Source organism: Cnuibacter physcomitrellae (assembly GCF_014640535.1).
Taxonomy (GTDB): Bacteria; Actinomycetota; Actinomycetes; order Actinomycetales; family Microbacteriaceae; genus Cnuibacter; species Cnuibacter physcomitrellae.
Map to the genome: position 1 here is coordinate 1,726,859 of NZ_BMHD01000001.1, position 22,036 is coordinate 1,748,894.

The 22,036-nt window shown below is 72.4% G+C and carries 20 protein-coding genes; 16 read left to right on the plus strand and 4 right to left on the minus strand.

Features of this window, described 5'->3' with window-relative positions; genetic code table 11:
* Positions 1-124 precede the first annotated feature (124 nt).
* The 4 genes from IEX69_RS08035 (at position 125) to IEX69_RS08050 (ending at position 3,648) form a co-directional block, all read left to right on the plus strand.
* Positions 125-574, plus strand: a complete 450-nt coding sequence (locus IEX69_RS08035) for a DUF805 domain-containing protein (protein ID WP_157127259.1) — start codon at positions 125-127, stop codon at positions 572-574.
* Between the two features lie 151 nt (positions 575-725).
* Entirely contained in the window at positions 726-1,736 is a 1,011-nt protein-coding gene (locus IEX69_RS08040; RefSeq protein WP_157127260.1) for a hypothetical protein, read from the plus strand.
* Positions 1,733-2,233 (plus strand): immunity protein CdiI family protein, encoded by a 501-nt coding sequence (locus IEX69_RS08045; RefSeq protein ID WP_085020512.1) that lies wholly within the window; start codon positions 1,733-1,735, stop codon positions 2,231-2,233. Before IEX69_RS08040 ends, IEX69_RS08045 begins: the two co-directional genes overlap by 4 nt.
* A gap of 476 nt (positions 2,234-2,709) precedes the next feature.
* Complete coding sequence (locus IEX69_RS08050; RefSeq protein WP_229756417.1) at positions 2,710-3,648, plus strand: methyltransferase family protein; 939 nt, start codon at positions 2,710-2,712, stop codon at positions 3,646-3,648.
* Positions 3,649-3,741: 93 nt separating this feature from the next.
* Here the strand turns inward: IEX69_RS08050 and IEX69_RS08055 are convergent, their stop codons facing one another.
* Together IEX69_RS08055 and IEX69_RS08060 are read right to left on the minus strand one after the other, a co-directional pair.
* The gene (locus IEX69_RS08055) at positions 3,742-4,287 is read right to left on the minus strand and encodes an NADPH-dependent FMN reductase (protein WP_114704033.1); all 546 of its coding nucleotides are present in this window, start codon (positions 4,285-4,287) and stop codon (positions 3,742-3,744) included.
* Positions 4,284-5,081 carry an IclR family transcriptional regulator domain-containing protein gene (locus tag IEX69_RS08060; protein WP_157127261.1) on the minus strand — a complete coding sequence of 266 codons (798 nt, stop codon included), beginning with the start codon at positions 5,079-5,081 and terminating at the stop codon, positions 4,284-4,286. Before IEX69_RS08060 ends, IEX69_RS08055 begins: the two co-directional genes overlap by 4 nt.
* A gap of 176 nt (positions 5,082-5,257) precedes the next feature.
* Here IEX69_RS08060 and IEX69_RS08065 point away from each other — a divergent pair, with 176 nt between their 5' ends.
* From IEX69_RS08065 to IEX69_RS08090, 6 genes are read left to right on the plus strand one after another with little or no spacing between them, the layout of a single operon-like run.
* The gene (locus IEX69_RS08065) at positions 5,258-6,478 is read left to right on the plus strand and encodes a CaiB/BaiF CoA transferase family protein (RefSeq protein WP_085020514.1); all 1,221 of its coding nucleotides are present in this window, start codon (positions 5,258-5,260) and stop codon (positions 6,476-6,478) included.
* Positions 6,471-7,265 (plus strand): citryl-CoA lyase, encoded by a 795-nt coding sequence (locus IEX69_RS08070; protein WP_085020515.1) that lies wholly within the window; start codon positions 6,471-6,473, stop codon positions 7,263-7,265. The genes IEX69_RS08065 and IEX69_RS08070 overlap by 8 nt, the downstream gene beginning before the upstream one ends.
* Before the next feature lie 45 nt (positions 7,266-7,310).
* On the plus strand, positions 7,311-8,192 hold the full coding sequence (locus IEX69_RS08075) for a DODA-type extradiol aromatic ring-opening family dioxygenase (protein ID WP_085020516.1): 882 nt from the start codon (positions 7,311-7,313) through the stop codon (positions 8,190-8,192).
* Positions 8,189-8,563 (plus strand): hypothetical protein, encoded by a 375-nt coding sequence (locus IEX69_RS08080; protein WP_085020517.1) that lies wholly within the window; start codon positions 8,189-8,191, stop codon positions 8,561-8,563. Before IEX69_RS08075 ends, IEX69_RS08080 begins: the two co-directional genes overlap by 4 nt.
* A 31-nt stretch (positions 8,564-8,594) precedes the next feature.
* Complete coding sequence (locus tag IEX69_RS08085; RefSeq protein ID WP_085020518.1) at positions 8,595-10,043, plus strand: amidohydrolase family protein; 1,449 nt, start codon at positions 8,595-8,597, stop codon at positions 10,041-10,043.
* A 46-nt stretch (positions 10,044-10,089) separates the two neighbouring features.
* A complete protein-coding gene (locus IEX69_RS08090; protein WP_085020519.1) occupies positions 10,090-11,058 on the plus strand; it encodes a DMT family transporter in 969 nt (322 codons plus the stop codon).
* 91 nt (positions 11,059-11,149) lie between these two features.
* On the opposite strand, the gene IEX69_RS08095 is transcribed toward IEX69_RS08090, so the two are convergent.
* Positions 11,150-15,280, minus strand: coding sequence for an HtaA domain-containing protein (locus IEX69_RS08095; protein ID WP_174604493.1), 4,131 nt, complete (start codon positions 15,278-15,280; stop codon positions 11,150-11,152).
* 168 nt (positions 15,281-15,448) lie between these two features.
* On the opposite strand from IEX69_RS08095, the gene IEX69_RS08100 reads away from it, so the two are divergent.
* From IEX69_RS08100 to IEX69_RS08115, 4 genes are read left to right on the plus strand one after another with little or no spacing between them, the layout of a single operon-like run.
* The gene (locus IEX69_RS08100) at positions 15,449-16,600 is read left to right on the plus strand and encodes a heme/hemin ABC transporter substrate-binding protein (protein ID WP_085020521.1); all 1,152 of its coding nucleotides are present in this window, start codon (positions 15,449-15,451) and stop codon (positions 16,598-16,600) included.
* Positions 16,597-17,691 (plus strand): FecCD family ABC transporter permease, encoded by a 1,095-nt coding sequence (locus IEX69_RS08105; protein WP_085020522.1) that lies wholly within the window; start codon positions 16,597-16,599, stop codon positions 17,689-17,691. The genes IEX69_RS08100 and IEX69_RS08105 overlap by 4 nt, the downstream gene beginning before the upstream one ends.
* Entirely contained in the window at positions 17,688-18,521 is an 834-nt protein-coding gene (locus IEX69_RS08110) for a heme ABC transporter ATP-binding protein (protein WP_217348618.1), read from the plus strand. Before IEX69_RS08105 ends, IEX69_RS08110 begins: the two co-directional genes overlap by 4 nt.
* The gene (locus IEX69_RS08115) at positions 18,518-19,360 is read left to right on the plus strand and encodes a hypothetical protein (RefSeq protein WP_085020524.1); all 843 of its coding nucleotides are present in this window, start codon (positions 18,518-18,520) and stop codon (positions 19,358-19,360) included. Before IEX69_RS08110 ends, IEX69_RS08115 begins: the two co-directional genes overlap by 4 nt.
* Before the next feature lie 17 nt (positions 19,361-19,377).
* On the opposite strand, the gene IEX69_RS08120 is transcribed toward IEX69_RS08115, so the two are convergent.
* On the minus strand, positions 19,378-20,331 hold the full coding sequence (locus IEX69_RS08120; RefSeq protein WP_085020525.1) for a DMT family transporter: 954 nt from the start codon (positions 20,329-20,331) through the stop codon (positions 19,378-19,380).
* An 86-nt stretch (positions 20,332-20,417) separates the two neighbouring features.
* Between IEX69_RS08120 and IEX69_RS08125 the strand changes: the two genes are divergently transcribed.
* Both IEX69_RS08125 and merB read left to right on the plus strand, forming a co-directional pair.
* Positions 20,418-21,356 carry a LysR family transcriptional regulator gene (locus IEX69_RS08125; protein WP_217348619.1) on the plus strand — a complete coding sequence of 313 codons (939 nt, stop codon included), beginning with the start codon at positions 20,418-20,420 and terminating at the stop codon, positions 21,354-21,356.
* Positions 21,356-22,030, plus strand: a complete 675-nt coding sequence (gene merB, locus IEX69_RS08130; RefSeq protein WP_085020526.1) for an organomercurial lyase — start codon at positions 21,356-21,358, stop codon at positions 22,028-22,030. Before IEX69_RS08125 ends, merB begins: the two co-directional genes overlap by 1 nt.
* Positions 22,031-22,036: the final 6 nt, after the last annotated feature.

Consider the following 22,036-nt stretch of genomic DNA (forward strand, 5'->3'; position numbering starts at 1 on the left):
CGTTCCCCTGATCGGGGTGCCTGACACCGGGCGCCCCGATCACTACAGTCGTGGACGGGGGCCACGACTGATCACGCCTCCGCGAGACCCGGCACCACCCGCCGATCGACGGAAGGAACCGCCCGTGACCACCCCTCAGACCCCCGCCGTCCCCCTCGACGCGCCGTACTACAACGCACCCCTGGGCGAGGCGATCTCCCGGTTCTGGAAGAAGTACGCCACCTTCTCCGGCCGCGCGAGCCGGAGCGAGTACTGGTGGTGGTATCTCGTCAGCGTGGTCGTCAACACCGTGTTCAACATCCTCGCCTACCTGATGGGCGGATACGGCGTGCAGATGGACGGCGCCTACGCCGCGCCGAGGCTCGGGGTCATCCTGCTCTTCGTGCTGTGGGGGCTCTGGGGCCTGGCCACGATCGTCCCGGGCTTCGCCCTCCTCGCCCGCCGGCTCCATGACACCGACCGCAGCGGCTTCTGGATCTTCCTCCTCCTCGTCCCGTTCGTCGGCGGCATCGTCATCTTCGTCTTCACCCTGCTCGGCCCCGTGCCGTCCGGCGCGCGGTTCGACAGCCGCTGACGACCTCCCGGGCGTCCTCTCCTGCGGGACGACCGCCAGAAGGTCGCGTGAGAGCGAGCACGACCCGGATATGCGGTCGTGTCCGCTCTCACGCGACCTTTCGACGGCCATCCCCATCGACGGCCGCGGTCTCGACGGCGAGACTGGGTGGATGGACGCTGTCGAGGTCGCCCGCGGGCGACGGGGTGCGCGCCTTCTGCTGGAGCTCGCGCTCGAGCTCGCCGATCCCTCGCGCCCCGAGGAGCACCCCGACCTGCGGGCGCCGGCCGACGTCCTCGCACAGCGACTCACCGCGTCCCTCGCGGCGCAGCCCGCGGAGGAGCTCCCCGCGGAGGCGATCGCGACCGCTCTCGAGTCGACCGTGCGGGCGGCGATGTACTGGCAGCCGCCCTCCGAGGAGGACGAGCTCGGCCTCGATCCCGAGATCCGCGCGGCGCTGCAGCCGCTCGTGGAGCGGTTGGCGTCGAGCCCTGCCGTCGAGTGGTGGACGCAGCCCCTCGATCGGGACGGGCAGTACGAGGTGCGGTGGTCCGAGGGGGATCCCCTCGCCGCAGGCGGCCCGCGCCCCGTCTCGGAGGCGGTGCGTGCGTGGTCGACCCGGGTCCGGGCCTGGGAGGAGCGCCTCGCGGGCAAGTGGTCCGACGACCCGTGGCGGGCGCCCAGCTCGGACTGGTGGTCGCCCCCGGTGTTCGCCGCTCCCGCCTCGACGCGCTCGGTCGACGTGCTCGACGGGCCCGTCGCCCTGCGGCTCGTCGAGGACGGCCTCGGTTGGGAGTCCGCCCAGGTGACCCGCCTCCATCCGCATCCCGAGGCGGTCGTGCTCGAGATCACCCGGGAGGCGGACTGGGTGGACCTGTGCCGCCGGCACCCGCTCGAGGTGACGACCACGCGGTGGCGCGTCTGGGCCGAGACGACGGGACGCGAGGGACGCTGGGTGATCCCCGACTGGGCGAGCGTCGCGCATGAGGTCGACGGCGTGCACCTCACCGTCGAGGCCTACCTCGCCCTCGCGGGGATGACGCTCCCCGTCGCCGCCGACTCGGCGAGCGTGATCGCCGGATGGGCGCCCGACACCACCTACTGGCTGACCGACCGGATCGAGCGCGGCGACCCCGTGCGCTGGACCCGCTCCTCGCCCGATGACGACTGGGCGCCGGAATGAGGACCGACGAGCCGTCCCCGTACGCGACGCGGATCGTGCGCATCTTCCCCGACTACGCCGACTCCGTCGTCTGGTTCAGCGACCCGGTCCCCTACGACGAGACCGGGTTGACGGCGGAGCTGGTCGAGCGGCTGGCAGCGTGGGAGACGTCGTACTACGCGGCGCTCACCGACACGTTCGAGTGGAGCGGCCGGATCTCGCTGCACGACTTCGATCGCATCGGACTCGCCCTCGCCCACGACGTCGCGGAGGAGATCGGCCCCGACGTCGAGGTCGAGTACCGCTCGTTCGAGGACAGCGGAGCCGTAGCCCTGGCGCGGGCGGAGGGCGAGGCGACGAACCCGGACGCCCGCGACGCGTTCGCCCGCCGCGCTCAGCGCGAGCGCGAGCGGTGGGCCGCCCTGCGCGCTCGCCGATCCGAGGGTGCAGAGACCGCGCGCTCCGCCTCCGGTGCCGAGTTCCGCCCCGTCCCGCCCGAGGACCCGTCCGCGAGCTGACCGCGGCTCGCCAGGGGGGGGCGAGATCGGGCCGATGGCGGTCGAAAGGTCGCGTGAGAGCGAGGATGACGCGTCTATGCGGTCGTGTCCGCTCTCACGCGACCTTTCGACGGTCACCCCCGTGCGCCGGGTCGGGGACGTCGGGCGGGCGCGAGTTCGCCGAGGCGAGCCGCCTCCACGTGCCGGCCTCGTCGTGCCCCGTCGAGTCGCGAGAAGACGCCTCTCCTCGGGCCCGCGCGGGGCCTCTTCTCGCCGCTCGGGAAAGGGAGAGCAGGGAAGGAACCGCGGGGCGGGTTCTCGCCGCTCGGCGAAGCCGTGCGAGAAGACGCACCGGGCGAGCGCCGTGCTTGGATGGGAGCAGTCGGGACGGAACGGGACGGGTGCGGACGGCGAGTCGGGTCGGAGGGATGCGGGTGCGCGCGAGCGTGCGCGGCATCGTCCTGCCCGCAGGCGGCAGCCGCGCGAGCACGCGGGGGATCGCCGTGCCCGCAGGGCTCGGGCGGCTGTACTTCGCCGCGCAGGCCGGTGCGGGCGCCGCGTGGTGGGTGGCCGTGTTCACGGTGCCGCTCGTGCGCGAGGCGACGCTCGGCACGATCGACCCGACCCTGATGGCGCTCGCCGACGTGCCCCTGTTCGTCGTGGCCTCGGCGCTGGCCGCCGTCGGCGTGCGCGGGGCGGCCTACGTCGCGACCGGATGGACGCTGCTCGTCGCCGCGGCGCTCGCCGTCTATGCGACCATCACCACCGAGGCCGGATGGGGAGTGCTGGCCATGATCGCCGCCTCGGCCGCATCCGTGGTCGCCCTGTGCGCGATCCGGTGGGGACGCATCCCGACCGCGTGGGTGGTGCAGGGTCCGTTCGGGTTCCGCCCCGCCGCGGCCGGACGAAGCAGCGCCGCGCACGTGCTCGCGACGCTCGGGCAGATCGTGCTGTTCTGGGGCTTCTTCCTCGTCGTCGTCCCGCTCGTCATCAGTGCGCTCGAGCAGCGCTGGGGCGTGGCGCTCCCGCTCCCCGCGCCGGTGGCGACGGGCGTGGCGATCGCCGGCGCGGTCGTGCTCGCGCTCGCGAGCGCGCTGGGCCTGTGGTCGGGCGTGACCATGTCGGCGCTCGGCGACGGTACCCCGCTTCCGGCCGCAATGACCACGCGCCTCGTCGTCGCCGGTCCCTACCGCTGGGTGCGCAACCCGATGGCGCTCGCGGGCATCACGCAGGGTGCGGCCGTGGGGCTGCTCCTCGGGTCGTGGCTCGTGGTGCTCTACGCCGTGGCGGGGTCGGCGGTGTGGAACCACGTCGTGCGTCCGCACGAGGAGCACGACCTCGAGGCGCGCTTCGGAGCGGACTTCGATGAGTACCGCGCGCACGTCCGCTGCTGGCTCCCGCGCCTCACCCCGTACCGCTCGGTTCCGCCACGCTGAGGTGGTTCCGCCACGCCGATCGGTGTGGCGGAACAGCGTGGGCATGGCGAAACGCGGGAGGGACGCACAGACCAGAGCGGCGCGCGATCGGGGCTACCCGAGGAGGGCGGCGAGCTCCGTGAGCTGCGCCTCGAGGGCGCGCTCGTGCCGGTCGGTGGCGTCGAAGCGACCGTCGGCGATGTGCTCGGCCACCCACGCGATCTCGACGTTGGCGTGCACTCCCCGGATGCCGAGGTTCGCCAGCACCGGCTGCAGCGCCGTCACCGCGCGGGTCCCGCCCGAGAGCCCGCCGTAGCTGACCAGCCCGGCGGGCTTCCCGTCCCACTCCTGCACCAGGTAGTCGAGGGCGTTCTTCAGCGGCGCGGTGAAGCTGTGGTTGTACTCGGGCATCACGAAGACGAAGCCGTCGGCGGCGTCCACCTGCGCGCTCCACCGATGCGTGTGGTCGTGGCGGTAGTCGCGCAGCCGCGGGTGCGCGGGCTCGTCGAGGAGGGGCAGCGCGAGCTCGGCGAGATCGGCGACCTGCACGTCGAAGCGCCCGCTGGAGCGGGCGCGCTCGATCACCCAGCGCCCCACGTGCTCGCCGACCCGGCCGGGCCGGGTGCTCGCGATCACGACGAGCAGCCGCGGCGCGCTCACGAGACCACCGCCAGCGGTCGCGACTCCCAGCGCACCCAGTCGGCGCTGATCTCGCTCGCGGTGGTGAGCAGCCGCGGCAGGTGCCTCTCGACGAGCGTCTCGAGGTCGGTCTCGGCGGCGTGCACGTTGACGTTCACCGCCGCGACCGCCCGCCCCGACCCGTCGCGCACGGGCGCGGCGATCGAGCGGATGGCGGGCCCGAGCTGCTGGTCGGTGAGCGCCCAGCCGGCCGCCCGCACCTCGCGCAGGGCCGCGTCGACCTCGTCGCGCGAGGGCTGCCACGTCGGCACCACGCCCGACTGCGAGGGGGTGTCGAGCACCCGGTCGAGCTCGGCCGGGCCGAGCGAGGCGAGCAGCACCTTCCCCAGCGAGGTCGCGACCGCCGGGAACCGGGTGCCGATCGTGACGGACAGCGTCACGAGCTTCGGCACGGCGGCACGCGCGACGTACACGATGTCGCTGCCCACCAGCTGCGCCAGAGAGCACGACTCGCCGGTCTGCTCGCTGAGCGTGACCAGGCGAGGGCGGACGAGCTCCCAGATGTCGCTGGCCGAGACGTAGGCCATGCCGAGGTCGAGCACTCGCGGGGTGAGCGAGAACACGCCGTCCTCGGACCGCACGTAGTCCAGCTCCGCCAGCGTGAGCAGGATGCGTCTCACGGTGGGGCGCGCCAGTCCCGTCGCCGCCGAGAGGTCGGCCAGCGAGAGGCTCTGCCCGCGCGTGCCGAAGGCGGTGATCACCTCGAGTCCGCGGGCGATCGCCTCCACGAAGTCGGGGCCGCGTGCCTCGGGCATGATCCTCCTCGGTCAGTCGTCCGCTGCGGACGGCAGCGGTCGCTCCTCCATTCATACCCCACGGAAGCGCCACCTGAGAAGGCGACACGATCCTCTTGACACTCCGCGAATCCATGCGTTTGGATGAGGTCATCCGCACAGCGGACACTTGACCGGAATGACCGAAGGAGGTCGGGATGGCGTTCTCAGAGGACATCGGAGAGCAGGACGGGCCGCTGTCCGGCATCCTCGTCGCCGACTTCTCCCGCGTCTTGGCCGGCCCGTTCGCCACGCAGCAGATGGGCGATCTCGGCGCCACGGTGGTGAAGGTCGAGAGCCCGGCCGGCGACGAGACCCGCGGCTGGGCGCCGCCGGAACGAGACGGCGTCTCGACGTACTACCTCGGCATCAACCGCAACAAGTACGACGTGGTGCTCGACTTCCGCGACGAAGGCGACCGCGCCGCCGCCCTCGAGCTCGCCGCGCGCGCCGACGTCGTGATCGAGAACTTCAAGCCCGGGGGACTCGCGAAGTTCGGCCTCGACTACGACTCGGTCGCCGCCGTGAACCCGGACGTCGTCTACGCCTCCATCAGCGGCTTCGGTTCGAAGGGCGGCGCGAGCCTGCCGGGCTACGACCTCATCGTGCAGGCGATGTCGGGACTGATGAGCCTCACCGGCGATCCCGACGGTCCCGCCTACCGCAGCGGGGTCTCCGTCTTCGACATCATGACGGGGATGCAGGCCACGGTCGGCATCCTCTCGGCGCTCCGGCACCGCGACCGCACCGGCGAGGGCCAGCACGTCGAGGTGAACCTCCTCTCGACTGCGCTCGGCGCGATGGCCAACCACAGCTCGACGTACGTCGCCGGGGGCACGGTGCCGTTCCGGATGGGGAACGCGCATCCGAGCCTGTTCCCCTACGAGCCGCTGCCGGCCAGCGACGGCGACATCATCGTCGTCGCGGCGAACGACGCGCAGTTCCGGCGGCTCGCCGAGGCGCTGGGGCGCCCGGAGCTCGCCGACGACGAGCGCTTCGCCCGGACCGAGGACCGCAACCGCCACCGCGAGCAGCTCCGCCCGCTCCTGGTCGAGGCCATGTCGACGCGCACGGCGCAGGAGTGGTTCGACGTGCTCACCGCGGCGGGCATCGCCTGCGGCCCGATCAACACGATCGACGGCGGCGTCGCCCTGGCCGAGCGCCTGGGGCTCGACCCGGTGGTCCAGGTGGGCCGCGGCGACGAGGCCGTCCCGATGATCCGCAACCCGATCTCGTTCTCCCGCACGCCCGCCCGCTACCGGTCGGCCCCGCCCGCGCTCGGGCAGGACGACGCCCTCATCCGCGCCTGGCTCGACGAGCCGGATGCGGACCCGCTGCCCCCTCTCGATGCGATCCCGGAGGCCGGAACCCATGCCTGAGTACCCCACGTCGATCGGGACCTCGACCCCGGACTCCATCTCGCTCCTCGGGCACGACCTGGCGTCGGAGCTGCTCGGCCAGATCTCCTTCGGCGAGCTGGCCTACTGGCTCGCGACGAAGCGCCGCCCGACGCCCGGGCAGCTGCGGATGTTCGAGGCCGTACTGGTCTCGCTCGCCGACCACGGGTTCACCCCCACCGCGATCGCCGCGCGGCTGACGTACTACAGCGCACCCGACTCGCTGCAGGGCGCGATCGCCGCGGGCCTGCTCGGCGGCGGCTCCCGGTTCCTGGGCGTCACCGAGGACACGGGCCGTTACCTGCACGACGCGGTGGCCACGTTCGGAGACACGGAGGCGTGGACCGACGCGGACTGGGACGACGCCGCCCTGGTCGTGCTGCGGAAGGGCAAGGCGGCGGGGGCGAAGGTCCCGGGCCTCGGACACCCGGTGCACAAGCAGGGCGACCCGCGCACGCCGGTGATGTTCGCGCTCGCCGAGGAGACCGGGATGAAGGGGCCGCACCTCCGCCTCTTCGAGGCGATCGGGCGCGTGCACCCCGAGGTGCTCGGCCGCACGCTCCCGCTCAACGGCGCCGGCGTCGCGGGAGCGGCGCTGGCGGATGCGGGCCTGCCGATCGACCTGCTCCGCGGGTTCGCCCTGCTGGCCAGGACGGCCGGCCTCATCGGTCACCTCGCCGAGGAGCGCGAGACCCCGATCGGGCCGACCGTGTACGCAGAGGTCGACCGGAACGCCCGATACACCTCGCCCGACGTCACGGGCGGCTGACCCCGAGACGCGCCCCACGCATCCGCACCGACTCGAAGGAGAGACATGGCGACACTGAGTGCGGTCCTCGCGACCACGCACCACCCGTTCTTCCTCAAGGCGACCGAGCTGACGCCGCCCGAGGAGCAGATGCCGCAGGCCCCGGAGTGGAAGCGCAAGGTCGAGGCCTACCGCGAGACGCTCACCGCGGCCGAGCCCGACATCCTGGTGATGGTCGGCGCCGACCACTTCCACCAGTTCTTCCACGACAACTACCCGACGTTCCTCATCGGGAAGCAGCCGACGTACGACGCCACGTACTACAACGAGGAGCGCGAGTTCAGCATCCCGCGGTACGTGCTCGACGGGCACGAGGAGCTGTCGGGCTTCATGCTGCAGGGGCTGCTCGACCGCGGCTTCGACTTCTCGGTCAGCCACGAGCTGAAGCTCGACCACTCGATCATCTGCCCCATCATCACCACACGACCGGACGGCGACCTGCCGGTGGTGCCGATCTACACGAACATCTTCGCGCCGCCGCTGCCGAGTCCGAAGCGGTTCTGGGACCTCGGCCGGGCCATCCGCGAGATCATCGACGAGTACCCGTCCGACAAGCGGATCGCCGCGGTCGGGAGCGGGCACCTCTCGCTCGAGCTCGGCGGACCCCGTCAGTTCGGCGAGACTGGGCCGGACCCGGTGTTCGACCGTCAGGCCATCGAGTGGCTCTCGAACGGCGACATCGACAGCATCCTCGCGAACGTCACGCACGAGTCGATGAGCGGATCGGGCAACGCGACCCACGGGTTCATGGACCTCATCCTGATGATGGGGATCGCGGGACCGGAGAAGGCCGCGTACGTCGACGACCTCGACCTCTTCCACACCATGGAGGCCTACTTCACCTGGTATCCGTCGGGCGATCCGCGGGAGAGGACGGCATCGCGATGAGCGTCTACTACGTCAACAAGTTCCTCTTCCAGGTCGACCGCGACCCGGAGCTGCTCGCCGCCTACAAGGCATCGCCCGCCGAGCTGGTCGACGCGTGGGACGCGGACCTCGGCCGGCGTCTCGGGAACGGCGACCCTGTCGAGCGCACCACCTGGCTCCGCCTCGAGCCCGAGGAGCGCACGGCGCTGGTGGAGCACGACTACGTCGCCCTGTTCGAGATGGGCGCGCACTTCTTCCTCTGCCTCACCATCTTCATCGCCCTCTACGACGAGGACTACTCGGCCGAGCAGGGTCCGCTGTCGTTCCAGCGCGAGTACGCCGCGAAGCTCTCGCACTGGCTCGGCAAGGACTACCCCACCGTCGCCCTCTGACCCCACCCCACCTTCGGCAAAGGAGCCGCGCATGTCCGCAGACCAGTTCACCGCCGGGCGCCCGATCGTCTTCCGCGACGCCCTCGTCCTCACCATGGACGACGCCCACGACGTCCTCCCCCATGGCGACGTGCTCGTCGTCGGCGACCGCATCGCCGAGGTGGGCTCGGCCCTCACCGTGCCCGACGGCGCCGTCGAGATCGACGCCTCCGGGGGCATCCTCATGCCCGGGATGATCGACACGCACCGCCACATGTGGCAGACCGCGATGCGCGGCTACGGCGCCGATTGGACGCTGACGCAGTACTTCGTCTGGTACTACCTCGAGTACGGCAACCACTTCCGTCCGCAGGACATCTACGCCGGCAACGCGCTCTCGGCGATCGACGCCCTCGACTCCGGCGTCACCACCACGGTCGACTGGTCGCACGGGCTGCGGACCATCGAGCACGCCGAGGCCGCACTGCAGTCGCTGCGCGACTCGGCGGGCCGCTTCGTCTTCGCGCCGGGCAACATCTTCGGGGCGCCCTGGGAGTGGTCGGCGAGCGCGGACTTCCAGAGCTTCGTGCGGGCGAACGACACCGGGTCCGACATGCTGCGCTTCCAGCTCGCCTTCGACGTCACCGGTGACCCCGCCTTCCCGGAGCGCACCGCGTTCGAGGTGGCGCGCGAGCTCGGCCTGCCCGTGACCACGCACGCCGGGGTGTGGGGCGCCACGAACGACGACGGCATCCGGCTCATGCACGAGAACGGCTTCATGACGCCGGACACCGTCTACGTGCACGCGGCGACCCTGAGCACCGACTCGTACCAGCGCATCGCGGCGACCGGCGGGTCCGTGTCGCTCTCGACCGAGAGCGAGCAGAGCTGCGGACAGGGCTACCCGCCCTCGTGGGTGCTGCGCGAGCACGGGATCCCGATGTCGCTGTCGGTCGACACCAGCGTGTGGTTCTCCAGCGACCTGTTCACCGCGATGCGCTCCACCCTCGGTGCCGACCGCTCGTGGGAGCACGTCAAGGCCCACGAGAAGGGCGAGACCGTCACGCACTCGCACCTCAGGGCCGAGCAGGTGGTCGACTGGGCGACCCGCGGCGGCGCGAAGGCGCTCGGCCTCGACGACCTCGTCGGCAGCATCGAGAAGGGCAAGAAGGCCGACCTCGTGCTGCTGAAGAACGACGGGTCGCCGTCGATGTTCCCGATCCTCAACCCCTACGGGCACGTCGCCCTGCAGGCGGGCCGGGCGGATGTGCACACCGTCGTCGTCGACGGGAAGGTCGCCAAGCACGAGGGCACGCTGGTCGGAGACGACCTGGCGCGCATCCGCTCGCAGGCCGAGGAGACCGTCGAGTACCTGCGGTCGACGCTCGGCGACGACGTGTGGCAGGCGGGCATGAACCCGGAGATCCCGGAGACGAAGGTGCTCGACAACCCGTACATGTACACGGAGTTCCGCACCGACGCGACGCACACCGCGATCTGAGGACGCCCCGCCCTCACCGCCACCGGTCCCGCGAGAGGATGGGGGGATGACGCGACGCGGGATCCTGCTGTTCGCCGGGCTGGGACTGGCCTGGGGCATCCCCTACCTGTTCATCAAGATCGCCGTGGGCGAGCTCGAGCCTGCGATGGTGGTGCTGTCGCGGGCCGGGCTCGCCGCGATCCTCCTGATGCCCCTCGCCCTGTTCCGGCGCGAGGTGGGGCCGGTGCTGCGGCGCTGGCGGCCCATGCTCGTCTACACCGTGGTGGAGATCATCCTGCCCTGGTACTTCCTCAGCACGGCGGAGGAGCGGCTGCCCTCCTCGACCGCGGGCCTGCTGCTCGCGGCCGTCCCGTTGGCGGGAGTTGCGGTCGCGTTCGCGATGGGACGCCCCGAGCGGCTGAGCGGCCTCAACTGGGCGGGGATCGCGATCGGGATGCTCGGGGTGGCGGCCCTGGTCGGCCTCGACGTCGGCGGGTCCGACCTCATCGCGGTCGCCCAGATGGCCGTGGTCGTGGTCGGCTACGCGCTCGGACCCGCCGTCCTGGCCCGCTGGATGTCGGACCTGCCGGGCATCGGCGTGGTCGCCGTCTCGCTCGTGGGGACCGCGGTCGCGTACGTGCCGTTCGTGCTGCTCACCGGCGCCTGGCCGCCGGCCTGGCCGTCGGGCCAGGCGATCCTCGCCATCGTCGTGCTCGCCGTGGTGTGCAGTGCGCTGGCCTTCGTCCTCATGGTGTCGCTGGTCTCGGAGATCGGCCCGGTGAAGGCCACCGCGATCACGTACGTCAACCCGGCGGTCGCGATCATCGCGGGTGTGCTGGTGCTGGGCGAGCAGGTGACCGTGTGGACGATCGTGGGCTTCGTGCTGGTGCTCGGCGGCTCGTACTTCGTCACCCGCCGCCCGCGCCCGCGTCCCGGAGACGCGCGGACCGCATCCGACTCCGCCGCGTCGATGCCCACGGTGGCCTCCGCAGAGGGCCCCGACGAGGCCCCCGCGGTGGAGACCCGCCGCCCGTGACGGCGTTCCCCCCGGGGTTCGTCCACCGAACGCACGCTCCTGGGCTCAGGAAGGTGCATCTGGTGGACGAACCCCGGGGGGAACGGGACCGCTACGCGCGGACTCGGCGGCGGCGGATCACGACCGCGCCGGCGCCGAGGACGAGCAGGGCGAGGGCCGCGGCCAGGGCGCCCATCGCATCCGCACCGTCGACACCGGTCGAGGCGAGCTTGCCGTCGGTCGTGGTGTCGCAGGGCACGTCAGCGCCCAGCGGCCAGGTGAACGACACCGGGTCGAGCGCGGCGCCACCGGAGTAGAAGCCGCCGAACGCACTCGCTCCGTACTCGGTGAGCGTCGCGGGGACGCCGCTGTACGACACGCTGGTCGAGGTCGTCGACGACGAGCCGCCCGAGAGCGACAGCGTCGCGATGGTGCCGCTCACCGACACGGTGCCGCCCGACAGCTGCTTGGAGCTGATGTCGGCGATGAGCACCGCCGACGACGGACCCGTGACCTGGATGCGGGGGTTGGCCAGCGTCATGTCGAGCTGGCCGCCATGACCGGTGAAGTGCACCGAACCGGAGTAGGACACCCGGCCGAGCGAGTCGCTCGGGTTGTAGGCGCCCGAGCCTCCCGACCAGCCGTAGCTCGATCCGTTGTCGGCGACGCCGCTGGTCGAGATCGTCCCCTTCGCGATCGGACCGGTGATGTAGGTGCGGAAGGACTCCTTCACACCCCACGACATCGTCGCGCCGGTCACCTCCTGCGCCACGCACTGCTGCTGCGCCGGCGAGGCCACCGCGGGGACCGCGGGCGCCACGGCGGCCGCCGTCACGGTGAACTGCGCGCTGGCGGTGCCCGCCGCGCTGACCACCTCGACGGTGTGCGCGCCGGTCGCGAAGTCCGCGGGGACGGTCCAGGTGAACCTCACGGCTCCCTGGGCGTCCGCGGTCTGCGGCTCGAGCTGGACCGGGTCGGAGTGGACGGTCGCCGAGACCTGCGCACCCGAGCCGAAGCCGGTGCCGGTCACGACGAGCTGGTCGCCCTGCTTCACCTCTCCCGAGGAGAGGGTGACGGTCGGCACGATCACCGGAGGCACCACGGCGCCGTAGCTGAACGTGACCGGATCCGCCGTCTGGCCCGCGTACTGCGCGAAGCTGCTCGGCAGCTGGTCGGTGAACGCCGCCGCGAGGTCGGTCCAGGTCAGCGGCTCGCCGCTGGGCTGGCCGGCCGGGATGGTCAGCGTGGCCGTCTCGACCCGCGCCATGTCGCCGGTGCCGGCCGTGTCGCTCGTCGAGATCAGGAGCGAGAGCCTGCCCGTCCCGGTCCCGTCGAGGGTGACGATCGGGTCGGCGATCGCGATGTCGAACCCGTGCGCCTGGCTGACGAACGAGACGGTTCCCTGGTAGGCGAGGGAGCCCACGCCGGTGGCGGGGTCGAAGTCGCCGTCGTCCGTCTGCACGAACTCGAACAGCCCGCCCGACGTCGTCGTGGCGCCGTTCGACGGAGTGATCGTGCCCTGGGCGATGCCCGTGACGTACGAACGCCACGACTGCTTGAAGCCCCACACGAGGCTTCCCGCATCCGACGGCGTCGGGACGACGGTCCAGGCGAGCTGGATCGGCGACGGGACCTTGTCCGCGTCCCTGCCCGAACCCGACGCGTAGTAGAACGCGCGGAGCGAGGAGGGCACGTTCATGACGAAGTCGTTCGCCCAGGCGCTGTCGTGACCGGCCTTCCACGTCCCGGATGCGGTGGTGCCGTCGTAGTCGAGGGTCGCGGTGGCCTCACCGCTCGCCGAGAAGTCGGGCCGGCCGCCGAGCGAGACGGTGTCGACGACCAGACGCTTCGGCGTCGCCGACTCGAAGGTCGTCACGTCGGCGGTCCAGAGGCCGGCACCGTCGGCGCCCACGACGAGCGTGGGGTTCGCGAGGTCGACCCAGAAGCCGCCGAACGCCGGGTAGGCGGTGACGCGGATCGACCCGTCGAACTGGACGATCGCGCAGTCCTGGTCGTACGTCGCGACGCCGTCGCTGAAGGTGAACGTGTCGCCGTCGACGACGACGCCCTCACCGGAGGCCGTCTTGGTCCACTCGGCGCTGTAGGCGCTCCAGTCCCAGCTCGCGGCGACGCCCTGGACGGTGGGCGAACCCGCGTCGACGGTGCAGGCGGCCGGGGTCGTCGTGTCGACCACGCCGTAGTTCGCGGTCGGAGCGGAGGTCGAGGCCAGGAAGGCCCCGGCCGGGCCGAAGGCCGCGGTGAAGACGTGTCCGCCGGGGGCGAGCGTCGAGGTGGCGAGCGTCGCAACGCCGTCGACGAGCGCTGCCGAGCCGAGCGACACCGGGACGGAGGAGCCGTCCGCAGTGGCGAAGAACTCCACCGATCCGGTGGCCGTACCGCGCTCAGCCGCGACGGTGGCGGTCAGCGTGGTCGGCGTGCCCTGCACGACCGGAGCGGCGGGTCCCACCGCCAGGGTTGTCGTGGTGGGCGAGGCCGGAAGGGCCGGCCAGCTCAGCTCGATCGGCGACGGCGGCTTGCGGAGGTTGCCCGCGGTCTCGCCCGACCGGTAGTAGAACGGCCGGATGGAGGACGGCACGTCGAGCACGAAGGCGTTCGACCAGGCGTCGGAGTAGTTCGCGCTCCAGGTGCCGCGCGCGGTGGTGCCGTCGAACGCGAGCGCGATCGACTGGGTGCCCGCCGTGGCGAACGCGGGGAACGCGACGCCGGAGAGCGTGCTCACGACGCGGTGGACGGGCGTGGAGTCCTCGAACGTGGTGACGTCGGCCGACCAGGTGCCGGTGCCGTCGGCCGCGATCGCGAGCGTCGGATCGGTGAGGTCGATCCAGAAGCCGCCGAACGAGGGGTAGGCGAGCACGCGGAGGGTGCCGTCGAACGAGATCACGGCGCAGTCGGAGCCGACGGTGGCGACACCGTCCGAGAGCACGAAGGTCTGGCCGTCGACGGTGATGTCACCGGTCGCGCTCTTGACCCACTCGGTGCTGTACGCGCTGTAGTCCCAGCGGGCGGAGACGCCCTCGAGCGTGGCGGCGCCGGAGGCGGGCACGCACGAGGCGGCCTCGGCGGTGTCGACGACGCCGTAGTTGGTCGTCGTGGTGCCCTCCGAGCCGGCGAAGCCGACGGTGGGACGGTAGGCGGCGACCACGGTGTGACCGCCCGCGCCGAGCGTCCCGGTCCACGTCGCGACGCCGGCCTCGACGGCGGCGGTCCCGAGGGAGACCCGGTCGGTGGTGCCCGCGGCGACGTCGAAGAACTCGACGGAGCCGGTCGCGGTGCCGGTCTCGGCCGTCACCGTCGCGGTGGCGGTGGTGGCGGTGCCGAGCGCGACGGGGGCCGCCGGAGCGAGGGCGACCGCGGTCGTCGTGCCGACGGCCGGGGTCGGCGGGGCGGTCACGGTCAGCGCGACGGCCGAGGCGGACGAGGACGCGAACAGCGCGGGGTCGGCCGGGGTGAACTCCGCTCCCAGCGAGTGGTCGCCCACCGCGAGCGCTCCGGTCGTGGTCGTGGCCACGCCCGCGCTCACGCTGACGGGGGCGCCGAGCGGGGATCCCCCGTCGGTGAACTGCACGGTCCCGTCGGCGGCCGGGGACACGGTCGCCGAGAGCTCGACGTCGGTGCCCTGCTCGACGCTGCCGGAGGGGGAGACCCCGAGCGTGGTCGTGGTGCTCTGCTGCACCGGCGCCTCCTCGTACGGGAGGGCGAACGACACCGGGTCGAGCGCGGAGCCCTCCGGGTACGAACCGGTGAAGACCGCAGCCGTCGCCGGGCCGGCTGCGGCTGCGACCTGCGTGAACGTGGCGACGCCGTCGGCCAGCACGGGGACCGCTCCGGTGAGGGTGGCGAAGACGCCGGTGCCGGAGGCCCCGGTCGAGTCGACGTAGTCGAAGCGGAGCTCACCCGTCCCGTCGCCGTCGAGGACGATCTCGGGGTCGGAGAGGGAGATGGAGATGCCGTGGGCGGGGACGCTCCAGGCCACGGTCCCGGCGAGGGCGACGTCGGCCGCTCCGGTCGTCACGTCGAAGGTGCCCGCACCCGAGGACCAACCGTAGGCGGGTGACGTGGTCGCCCCGCCCGAGGCGGTCGCGGTCCCCCCGAACCGAGCGACGTAACTGCGCCACGAGTCCTTGAATCCCCAGTCCAGGGACGCCCCCGTCACATCACCTGTCGCCGCGGATGCGGGCGCTGCGATGCCGACGACGGCGAGCCCCGAGACGACGGCGCCCACGACGAGGCCCGCGAGGGGCCTCAGACGTCTTCTCCCAGTTCGCACGAGATCAACTCCAGTTCTTGGCTGTGTGCGGCCGCTCTCTCAGCGGCCCATCAGCCCCTAGTATGGGTAGCCTAAGCTTATTAAGCAAAGCCTTACCTCAATCGTCGCCCGTCAGGATCCGCCGTGTCCCGCTCCCGCCTCCGCCGCCTCGCCCTCGTCGTCGTCGCCTCGACGGCCCTCCTCGGCCTCGGCGCCTGCTCCGTCCAGACCGCGGATGGGGAGGCCTCCCCCACCGGCGCGACGGCCGCGGCCGCACCCGCTCCCTGCGCCGACGCGAGCCCGGTCGAGCTCGCCGACATCCAGCCCGTCGCCGATCCCCGATCGATCACCGGGCCCGCCACCGCCTGCCTGGCCGACGACGCCGTCCCGGTCCTCGCCCCGCATCCGCAGCCCTCGCTGCCGGTCACGGTGGTCGACCACCAGGGCACGTCGGTCACCGTGACGGACACCAGCCGCATCCTCGCCCTCGACATGGCGGGCACGCTCGCGGCGACGGTCTACTCGCTCGGGCTCGGCGATCAGGTGGTCGGACGCGACACGTCGACCGGGTTCGCACAGGCCGCCGACCTCCCCGAGGTGACGCAGGGCGGGCACCAGCTGAGCGCCGAGGCGATCCTCGCCCTGGCCCCCACCGTCATCCTCACCGACACCTCCATCGGGCCGTGGGACGTCGTGCTGCAGATGCGCGACGCCGGGATCCCCGTCGTCGTGGTCACCCCCGACCGCTCCCTCGCCACCGTCGGGTCGCTGGTGCAGTCGGTGGCCGACGCCCTCGGGGTGCCCGCCGAGGGCGCGAGCGTCGCCGCCGAGCTCGAGCAGCGGATCGACGCCACCGAGGCGCAGATCGCGGCGATCGCCCCGACGTCCCAGGCCGACCGGCTGCGCATGCTCTTCCTCTACGTCCGGGGCAACGCCGGCGTGTACTACATCTTCGGCGGGGAGTCCGGGGCGGATGCGCTCATCACCTCGCTCGGCGCGGTCGACGTCGCGGGAGAGGCCGGCATCCAGGGCATGCGACCGATGACCGCGGAGGCGCTCGTCGCAGCGGCGCCCGACGTGATCCTGGTGATGACGAAGGGACTGGAGTCGGTGGGCGGAGTGGACGGCCTGCTCGAGCGGCTCCCTGCCGTCGCGCAGACGCCAGCGGGGCAGAACCGGCGGATCGTGGACATGAGCGACTACGAGATCCTGAGCTTCGGCCCGCGCACACCCGAGGTGCTGGCCGCCCTGGCGGGCGCGCTCTACGCACCGAGCGACTCGGCCGCCTCGCGATGACCGCGGCCGTCGACCTCGAGGACGTCGTCGCCGCGCGCGCTCCGCGCCGCGACCGGGTCGCCGTGCGCACGCTGCTGTTCGGCGGCCTCGGCCTCGCGCTCGTCGTGGTGGCCGTCGTCTCCGCCGGGACCGGCCAGCTCGCCGTCCCGCCGGTGGAGGTGCTCGGCTCGGTGCTGCACCACCTCGGCATCGACGGCGTGCTCCCCGTCCCCGCGCACGAGAACGCGGACGCGGCGCTCTGGACGATCCGCTTCCCCCGCATCGCCCTGGCGATCCTCGTCGGAGCGGCGCTCGCCGTGGCGGGGATGCTCATGCAGGCGATCTTCGGGAACCCGCTGGCCGAGCCGAGCGTGGTGGGGGTCTCCTCGGGTGCGGCGCTCGGCGGCGCCGCGACGATCGTGTTCGGATGGGCGTTCCTCGGCTCGTGGACGATCGCCGTCGTCGCCTTCGCGACCGGCCTCGCCGCGACGGTGCTCGTCTACGTCATGTCCCGCTCGGGCGGCCGCACCGAGGTGGTCACGCTCGTGCTCACCGGCATCGCCGTCAACGCGGTCACGAGCGCGGGACTGGCGTTCCTGGTGTTCTTCGGCGACCAGCAGGCGCGGGAGGAGATCGTGTTCTGGCAGCTGGGCTCCTTGAACGGAGCCCTCTGGTCGGATGTCCTCGTGGTGCTCCCCGTCGTGCTGGTCGGGGTCGCGGTGGCCCTCGTGCTCGCCCGGCGACTCGACCTGCTCACCCTCGGCGAGAGGGCCGCACGGCATCTCGGCCTCAACGTCGAGGGGCTCCGCATCGGCGTCATCGTGCTCGTCGCGCTGCTCGTGGCGGTCGCGGTCGCCTTCACCGGGATCATCGCGTTCGTCGGGCTCGTGATCCCGCACCTCATGCGCATGATCCTCGGCCCCGCCCATCTGCCGCTGCTGATCGCCTCGACGCTCGGCGGGGCGCTCCTCCTGCTCACCGCCGACCTCGTCGCACGCACGGCGGTGCCCTACGCCGATCTCCCCATCGGCATGCTCACGAGCCTCGTCGGCGGCCCCTTCTTCTTCTGGCTGCTGCGGCGCACCCGCGCCCGATCGGGAGGATGGGGATGAGCGCCGTCGTGGCGAGGGGCGTGTCCGTCTCGATCGGCGGGGCACGGATCCTCGACGACGTCGACCTCGAGGCACGCCCGGGCGAGCTCCTCGCGCTCGTCGGCCCGAACGGCGCCGGGAAGTCGACGCTCCTGGGCGTGATCTCGGGGGATGTCGCGCTCGGCTCCGGGACCGTCGAGATCGCGGGGCGACCGCTCGGCTCCTGGACGCTGAAGCACCTGGCGCGGGAGCGCGCCGTGCTGCTGCAGCAGACCGCGGTGTCCTTCCCCTTCACGGTGCAGCAGGTGGTCGAGATGGGGCGCGCGCCCTGGGCGGGCACGGCCCTCGAGGCGGATGACGACGACGCGATCGCCGACGCGGTGCTCCGCACCGACCTCGCGCGCCACCTCCCCCGCACGGTCCCGTCCCTCTCGGGCGGCGAGCGGGCGCGGGCGGCGCTGGCGCGCATCCTGGCCCAGCGCACGCGCATCCTGCTGCTCGACGAGCCGACGGCGGCCCTCGACATCCGCCACCAGGAGGACGTGCTCCGGCTGGCCCGCGAGCGGGCCGACGCGGGCGACGCCGTCATCGTCGTGCTGCACGACCTCTCGCTCGCCGCGGCGTTCGCCGACCGCGTGTGCCTGCTCGCGGACGGGCGCGTCGTAGCCGACGGACCGCCCGCGACGGTCTTCACGGAGGACCTGCTCTCGCGGGTGTACGACCACCCGCTGGAGGTGCTGACGCATCCGTCGGACGGGACGCTCATCGTGCTCCCCCGTCGTGCCGGTCGCGCGAGCGCCGCCTCCCCCTCCGCCCCGCCGTCATCCCCCGCCCTGGAAGGAACGTCATGACCAGTCGCCGCCGCCCCTCCCGCCTCCTCCTCGCCCTGGCGGGAGCAGCGACCCTCCTCGGCAGCATGCTGGGCTCGTCCGCCGCCGCGAGCGCCGCCCCGCTCGTCGACATCACCGTCGTCGGCGGTGCCAGTGCTGCGGCGCCGTCGGAGGGCATGCCGGTCATGAACCCGGACGGGCCGACCCAGCTGCAGGTGTCCGGGACCGGCTTCCAGTCTGTCTCCGGCGGCTTCGGCGGAATCTACGTCCTCTTCGGCTGGGTCGACCCCTCAGGGGCATGGCAGCCCAGCGTCGGGGGCGCCACCGGCACCTCCTACCGCTACGCCATGGACGACGAGGCCTCTCCGCAGGGGTATCAGCAGTTCATCTCCTTCCCGGGCGGCTCGACGGAGGCGTCCGCGTCGGGCGGGGTGCTCGCCGCGGACGGCACCTGGGCGACCACCCTCACCGTTCCCGGACCGGTGTTCCAGACCTTCGACCGCGAGAACAACGAGGTGACCGTCGACTGCCTCACCACCCAGTGCGGTGTGATCACCATCGGCGCGCACGGCGTCGCGAACGCGAACAACGAGTCGTTCACGCCGGTGACGTTCGCGCAGCCGGCCCCCGCCGCGGTGGCCACCCCCTCTGCGACGCCGACGCCCGGGGGCTCGGCGGGCGGGTCCGCGGCCGCATCGGCGTCACCGTCCGCGGAGGCGACGGCCGTGGCGCTCGACGCCACGAGCGGCTCGAGCGACTCGATGCTCCCGCTGCTGCTCGCCCTCGGCGTCATCGTCGTGGTCGTCGTCGCCGCGGTCGTCGTGGTCCTGGTGCTGCGCCGCCGCCGCGCGGCGCCTTAGGGGCGGCCGCGCGGCGCTCAGCTGCCGACGACGCGCTCCACGACCGGGGCTTCCTGCCCGCGGCGAGACGTCTGGCGTCGCGCCGGCCCCGGCCGGCCGCGCCGTGCCGCAAGCACACGGGGCCCCACCGAGATGGTGACGACGCCGAGGATGACGACGAGGCCCCCCAGGAGTTCGGCGAGGATCGGAGCCTCCCCCAGCCACACCCAGGCGACGAGCACCGCTATCGGAGGGACGAGGTAGAGCAGCGCGGTGGACGCGGCGACCGGCATCCTGGCCACCGCGTAGGCCCAGAGCACGAAGCCCGCCGCGGAGGGCAGCAGTCCGAGGTAGACGGCCGCCAGCCACGACTGGGGCCCGGCATCGACGAGGCCGGCGACGTCGAAGGGCACGAGCGGCAGCGTCATGATCGTGCCGGCGATCATCGCGTAGCACGCGACCTCGATGCTCGTGTAGCGGGCTAGCAGCGGACGCTGGAGCGGGTGGTAGATGCCCTGCACCACCATCGCAGCGACGACGATCCACACGGAGCCGGAGAGGGAGACGCCCGCTCGAGCCAGGCAGACGAACGCCACCCCGCCGAGGGCGATCGCGCTGCCGAGCACGGTCACCGCCGAGATCCGCTCCCGGAAGAGGACGCGAGCGGCGGCGACGGAGACCAGCGGCGCTGCGGCGACGATGATGCTCGCCGTGCCCGCAGGGACATCGAGCTCGCCCTGGTTGAGCAGGAGCTGATAGGCCGCCATCCCGAAGAACCCGCAGGCGAGGATCCACCCCAGGTCGCGCATCCGCGGCAGCCGAGCCCGCACGACGACAGCGCAGACGACGAGCGCGAGCGACGCCACCGCGAGCCGGACGAAGGACAACCCCGTGACTCCCAGGACCGGTGCAGCCACACGGATGGCCGGGAACGCGGAGGCCCAGAGGACGACGACGAGGAGGCCGGCTGCAAGCGCGCGGAGAGGGACCATCCCACGATCGTGACCGCCCTGATTGACTAGCACAACTGAGTGTTCTTTACTCGATTATTCAGTGCCGTTGAGCATATGCTGGCGAGGTGATCGACGTCCGCAAGCTCCGGATGCTCGCCGAGCTGGATCGGCTGGGCACGATCTCCGCGGTCGCCGAGGAGCTCCATCTCACGGCCCCGGGCGTCTCCATGCAGCTCGCAGCGCTCGAACGGGAGGTGGGCGTCCCGTTGACCCGGCGCGTCGGCCGACGGGTGGCGCTCACCCCGGCCGGCGCCCTGCTCGCGGCCCACGGGCACGACATCCTGGCGCGGCTCTCCCTCGCGGAGCTCGACCTCGACTCCCTGCGCTCGGGCAGCGCGGGACGCTACGCGCTCTCCGCCTTCCCCTCCGCCGCCCGGACCTTCGTGGTCGACGCGTGCAGGCGGATCCTCGAGGACCCCGGCTCGAGCCTGGAGCTCACCCTCAGCACGCTCGAACCAGAGGACGCCCTCGACGCGCTCGCCGCGGGGACCGTCGATCTGGCCGTCGTCCACGGGTATTCGAACGTCCCTCGGGAGACGGGACGGGGAGTCGTGACACGACCGCTCGGAGCCGAGCCGGTGCGACTCGCCGTGAGACGCACGGATCCGGCGGCCGCCGGCGGGAGGCCCGCGCGACTGTCCGAGTTCGCCGACGCGGCCTGGATCACGCCCACCGCCGACCTCACCTGCTTCACGATGGTCGAGCGCGCCTGTGGGCTGGCGGGCTTCCGTCCTCGCGTCGTCGCGGAGACGGTGGACTTCGGTGTGCAGCTCGAACTGGTGGCCGCAGGGGTCGGGGTGGCCCTGATCCCCTCGCTCGCCGTCGACCACCTGCCTGACGAGGTCGAGCTGCTCGACCTGGAGACCCCGGTCGGACGGTCGCTGATGCTCGCGACTCGGGAGTCCGGCACCGCGGATGCGGGCATCCGGGTCCTCAGCACGACGCTCCGTGAGACCGCAGCCGCACGGCTCGCGGCACCCCGATCTCGGGAGGTCCTCGCCTGATGCCCGTCTCCGACCTCGCTGAACGCGTGCGCATCACCCTGTACCGGCACCTCGCAGAGACGGGATCCGCTCCCGGCATCCGGGCGCTCGCCCGCTTGACGCGGGCCTCGACCGGCGAGGTCGAGGCGGCACTGCGCGAGCTCGCCGACGCACACCATGTCGTGCTCGAGGGCGGTGAGGTCGTGCTGGCGCACCCCTTCGCCACACGGTCGTTCCGCTTCTCGGTGATGGGCCCGACGACGCTCTGGTGGGGCGGATGCGCGTGGGACGCCTTCGCCATCCCGCACCTGGTGCCCGAGGCGCCGTCGGTGCTGGTGGCGACGACCTGTCCCGCGTGCTCCGCCGCGCACGCGTGGACCGTCACGAACACGGAGCCGCCCGTGGGCGACCAGGTGGCGCACTTCCTCGTGCCCACCGACCGCATCTGGCCCGACGGGGCGCACGCCTGTGCGAACCAGCAGATCTTCTGCTCCGAGGCCTGCGTCGACGACTGGCTGGAACGGTCGGGCGAGTCCCGCGGAGACATCCTGTCGCTCTCCACGCTCTGGCGACTCGCCTCCCACTGGTATGACGGCCGACTCGACACCCCCTACGAGCGTCGGGAACCCCGCCATGCCGCCGACTACTTCCGCTCGGTGGGCCTCCGAGGATCCTTCTGGGGTCTTCCCGACTGAACACGG

What these genes read in the sequence shown, in the direction of transcription:
- IEX69_RS08065 (WP_085020514.1), top strand. Translation starts at nt 5,258, where the DNA reads ATGGCGTTCTCAGAGGACATCGGAGAGCAGGACGGGCCGCTGTCCGGC.
- IEX69_RS08085 (WP_085020518.1), top strand. Translation starts at nt 8,595, where the DNA reads ATGTCCGCAGACCAGTTCACCGCCGGGCGCCCGATCGTCTTCCGCGAC.
- IEX69_RS08070 (WP_085020515.1), top strand. Translation starts at nt 6,471, where the DNA reads ATGCCTGAGTACCCCACGTCGATCGGGACCTCGACCCCGGACTCCATC.
- merB (WP_085020526.1), top strand. Translation starts at nt 21,356, where the DNA reads ATGCCCGTCTCCGACCTCGCTGAACGCGTGCGCATCACCCTGTACCGG.
- IEX69_RS08115 (WP_085020524.1), top strand. Translation starts at nt 18,518, where the DNA reads ATGACCAGTCGCCGCCGCCCCTCCCGCCTCCTCCTCGCCCTGGCGGGA.
- IEX69_RS08060 (WP_157127261.1), bottom strand. Translation starts at nt 5,081, where the DNA reads ATGCCCGAGGCACGCGGCCCCGACTTCGTGGAGGCGATCGCCCGCGGA.
- IEX69_RS08120 (WP_085020525.1), bottom strand. Translation starts at nt 20,331, where the DNA reads ATGGTCCCTCTCCGCGCGCTTGCAGCCGGCCTCCTCGTCGTCGTCCTC.
- IEX69_RS08080 (WP_085020517.1), top strand. Translation starts at nt 8,189, where the DNA reads ATGAGCGTCTACTACGTCAACAAGTTCCTCTTCCAGGTCGACCGCGAC.
- IEX69_RS08040 (WP_157127260.1), top strand. Translation starts at nt 726, where the DNA reads ATGGACGCTGTCGAGGTCGCCCGCGGGCGACGGGGTGCGCGCCTTCTG.
- IEX69_RS08105 (WP_085020522.1), top strand. Translation starts at nt 16,597, where the DNA reads ATGACCGCGGCCGTCGACCTCGAGGACGTCGTCGCCGCGCGCGCTCCG.
- IEX69_RS08045 (WP_085020512.1), top strand. Translation starts at nt 1,733, where the DNA reads ATGAGGACCGACGAGCCGTCCCCGTACGCGACGCGGATCGTGCGCATC.
- IEX69_RS08090 (WP_085020519.1), top strand. Translation starts at nt 10,090, where the DNA reads ATGACGCGACGCGGGATCCTGCTGTTCGCCGGGCTGGGACTGGCCTGG.
- IEX69_RS08075 (WP_085020516.1), top strand. Translation starts at nt 7,311, where the DNA reads ATGGCGACACTGAGTGCGGTCCTCGCGACCACGCACCACCCGTTCTTC.
- IEX69_RS08110 (WP_217348618.1), top strand. Translation starts at nt 17,688, where the DNA reads ATGAGCGCCGTCGTGGCGAGGGGCGTGTCCGTCTCGATCGGCGGGGCA.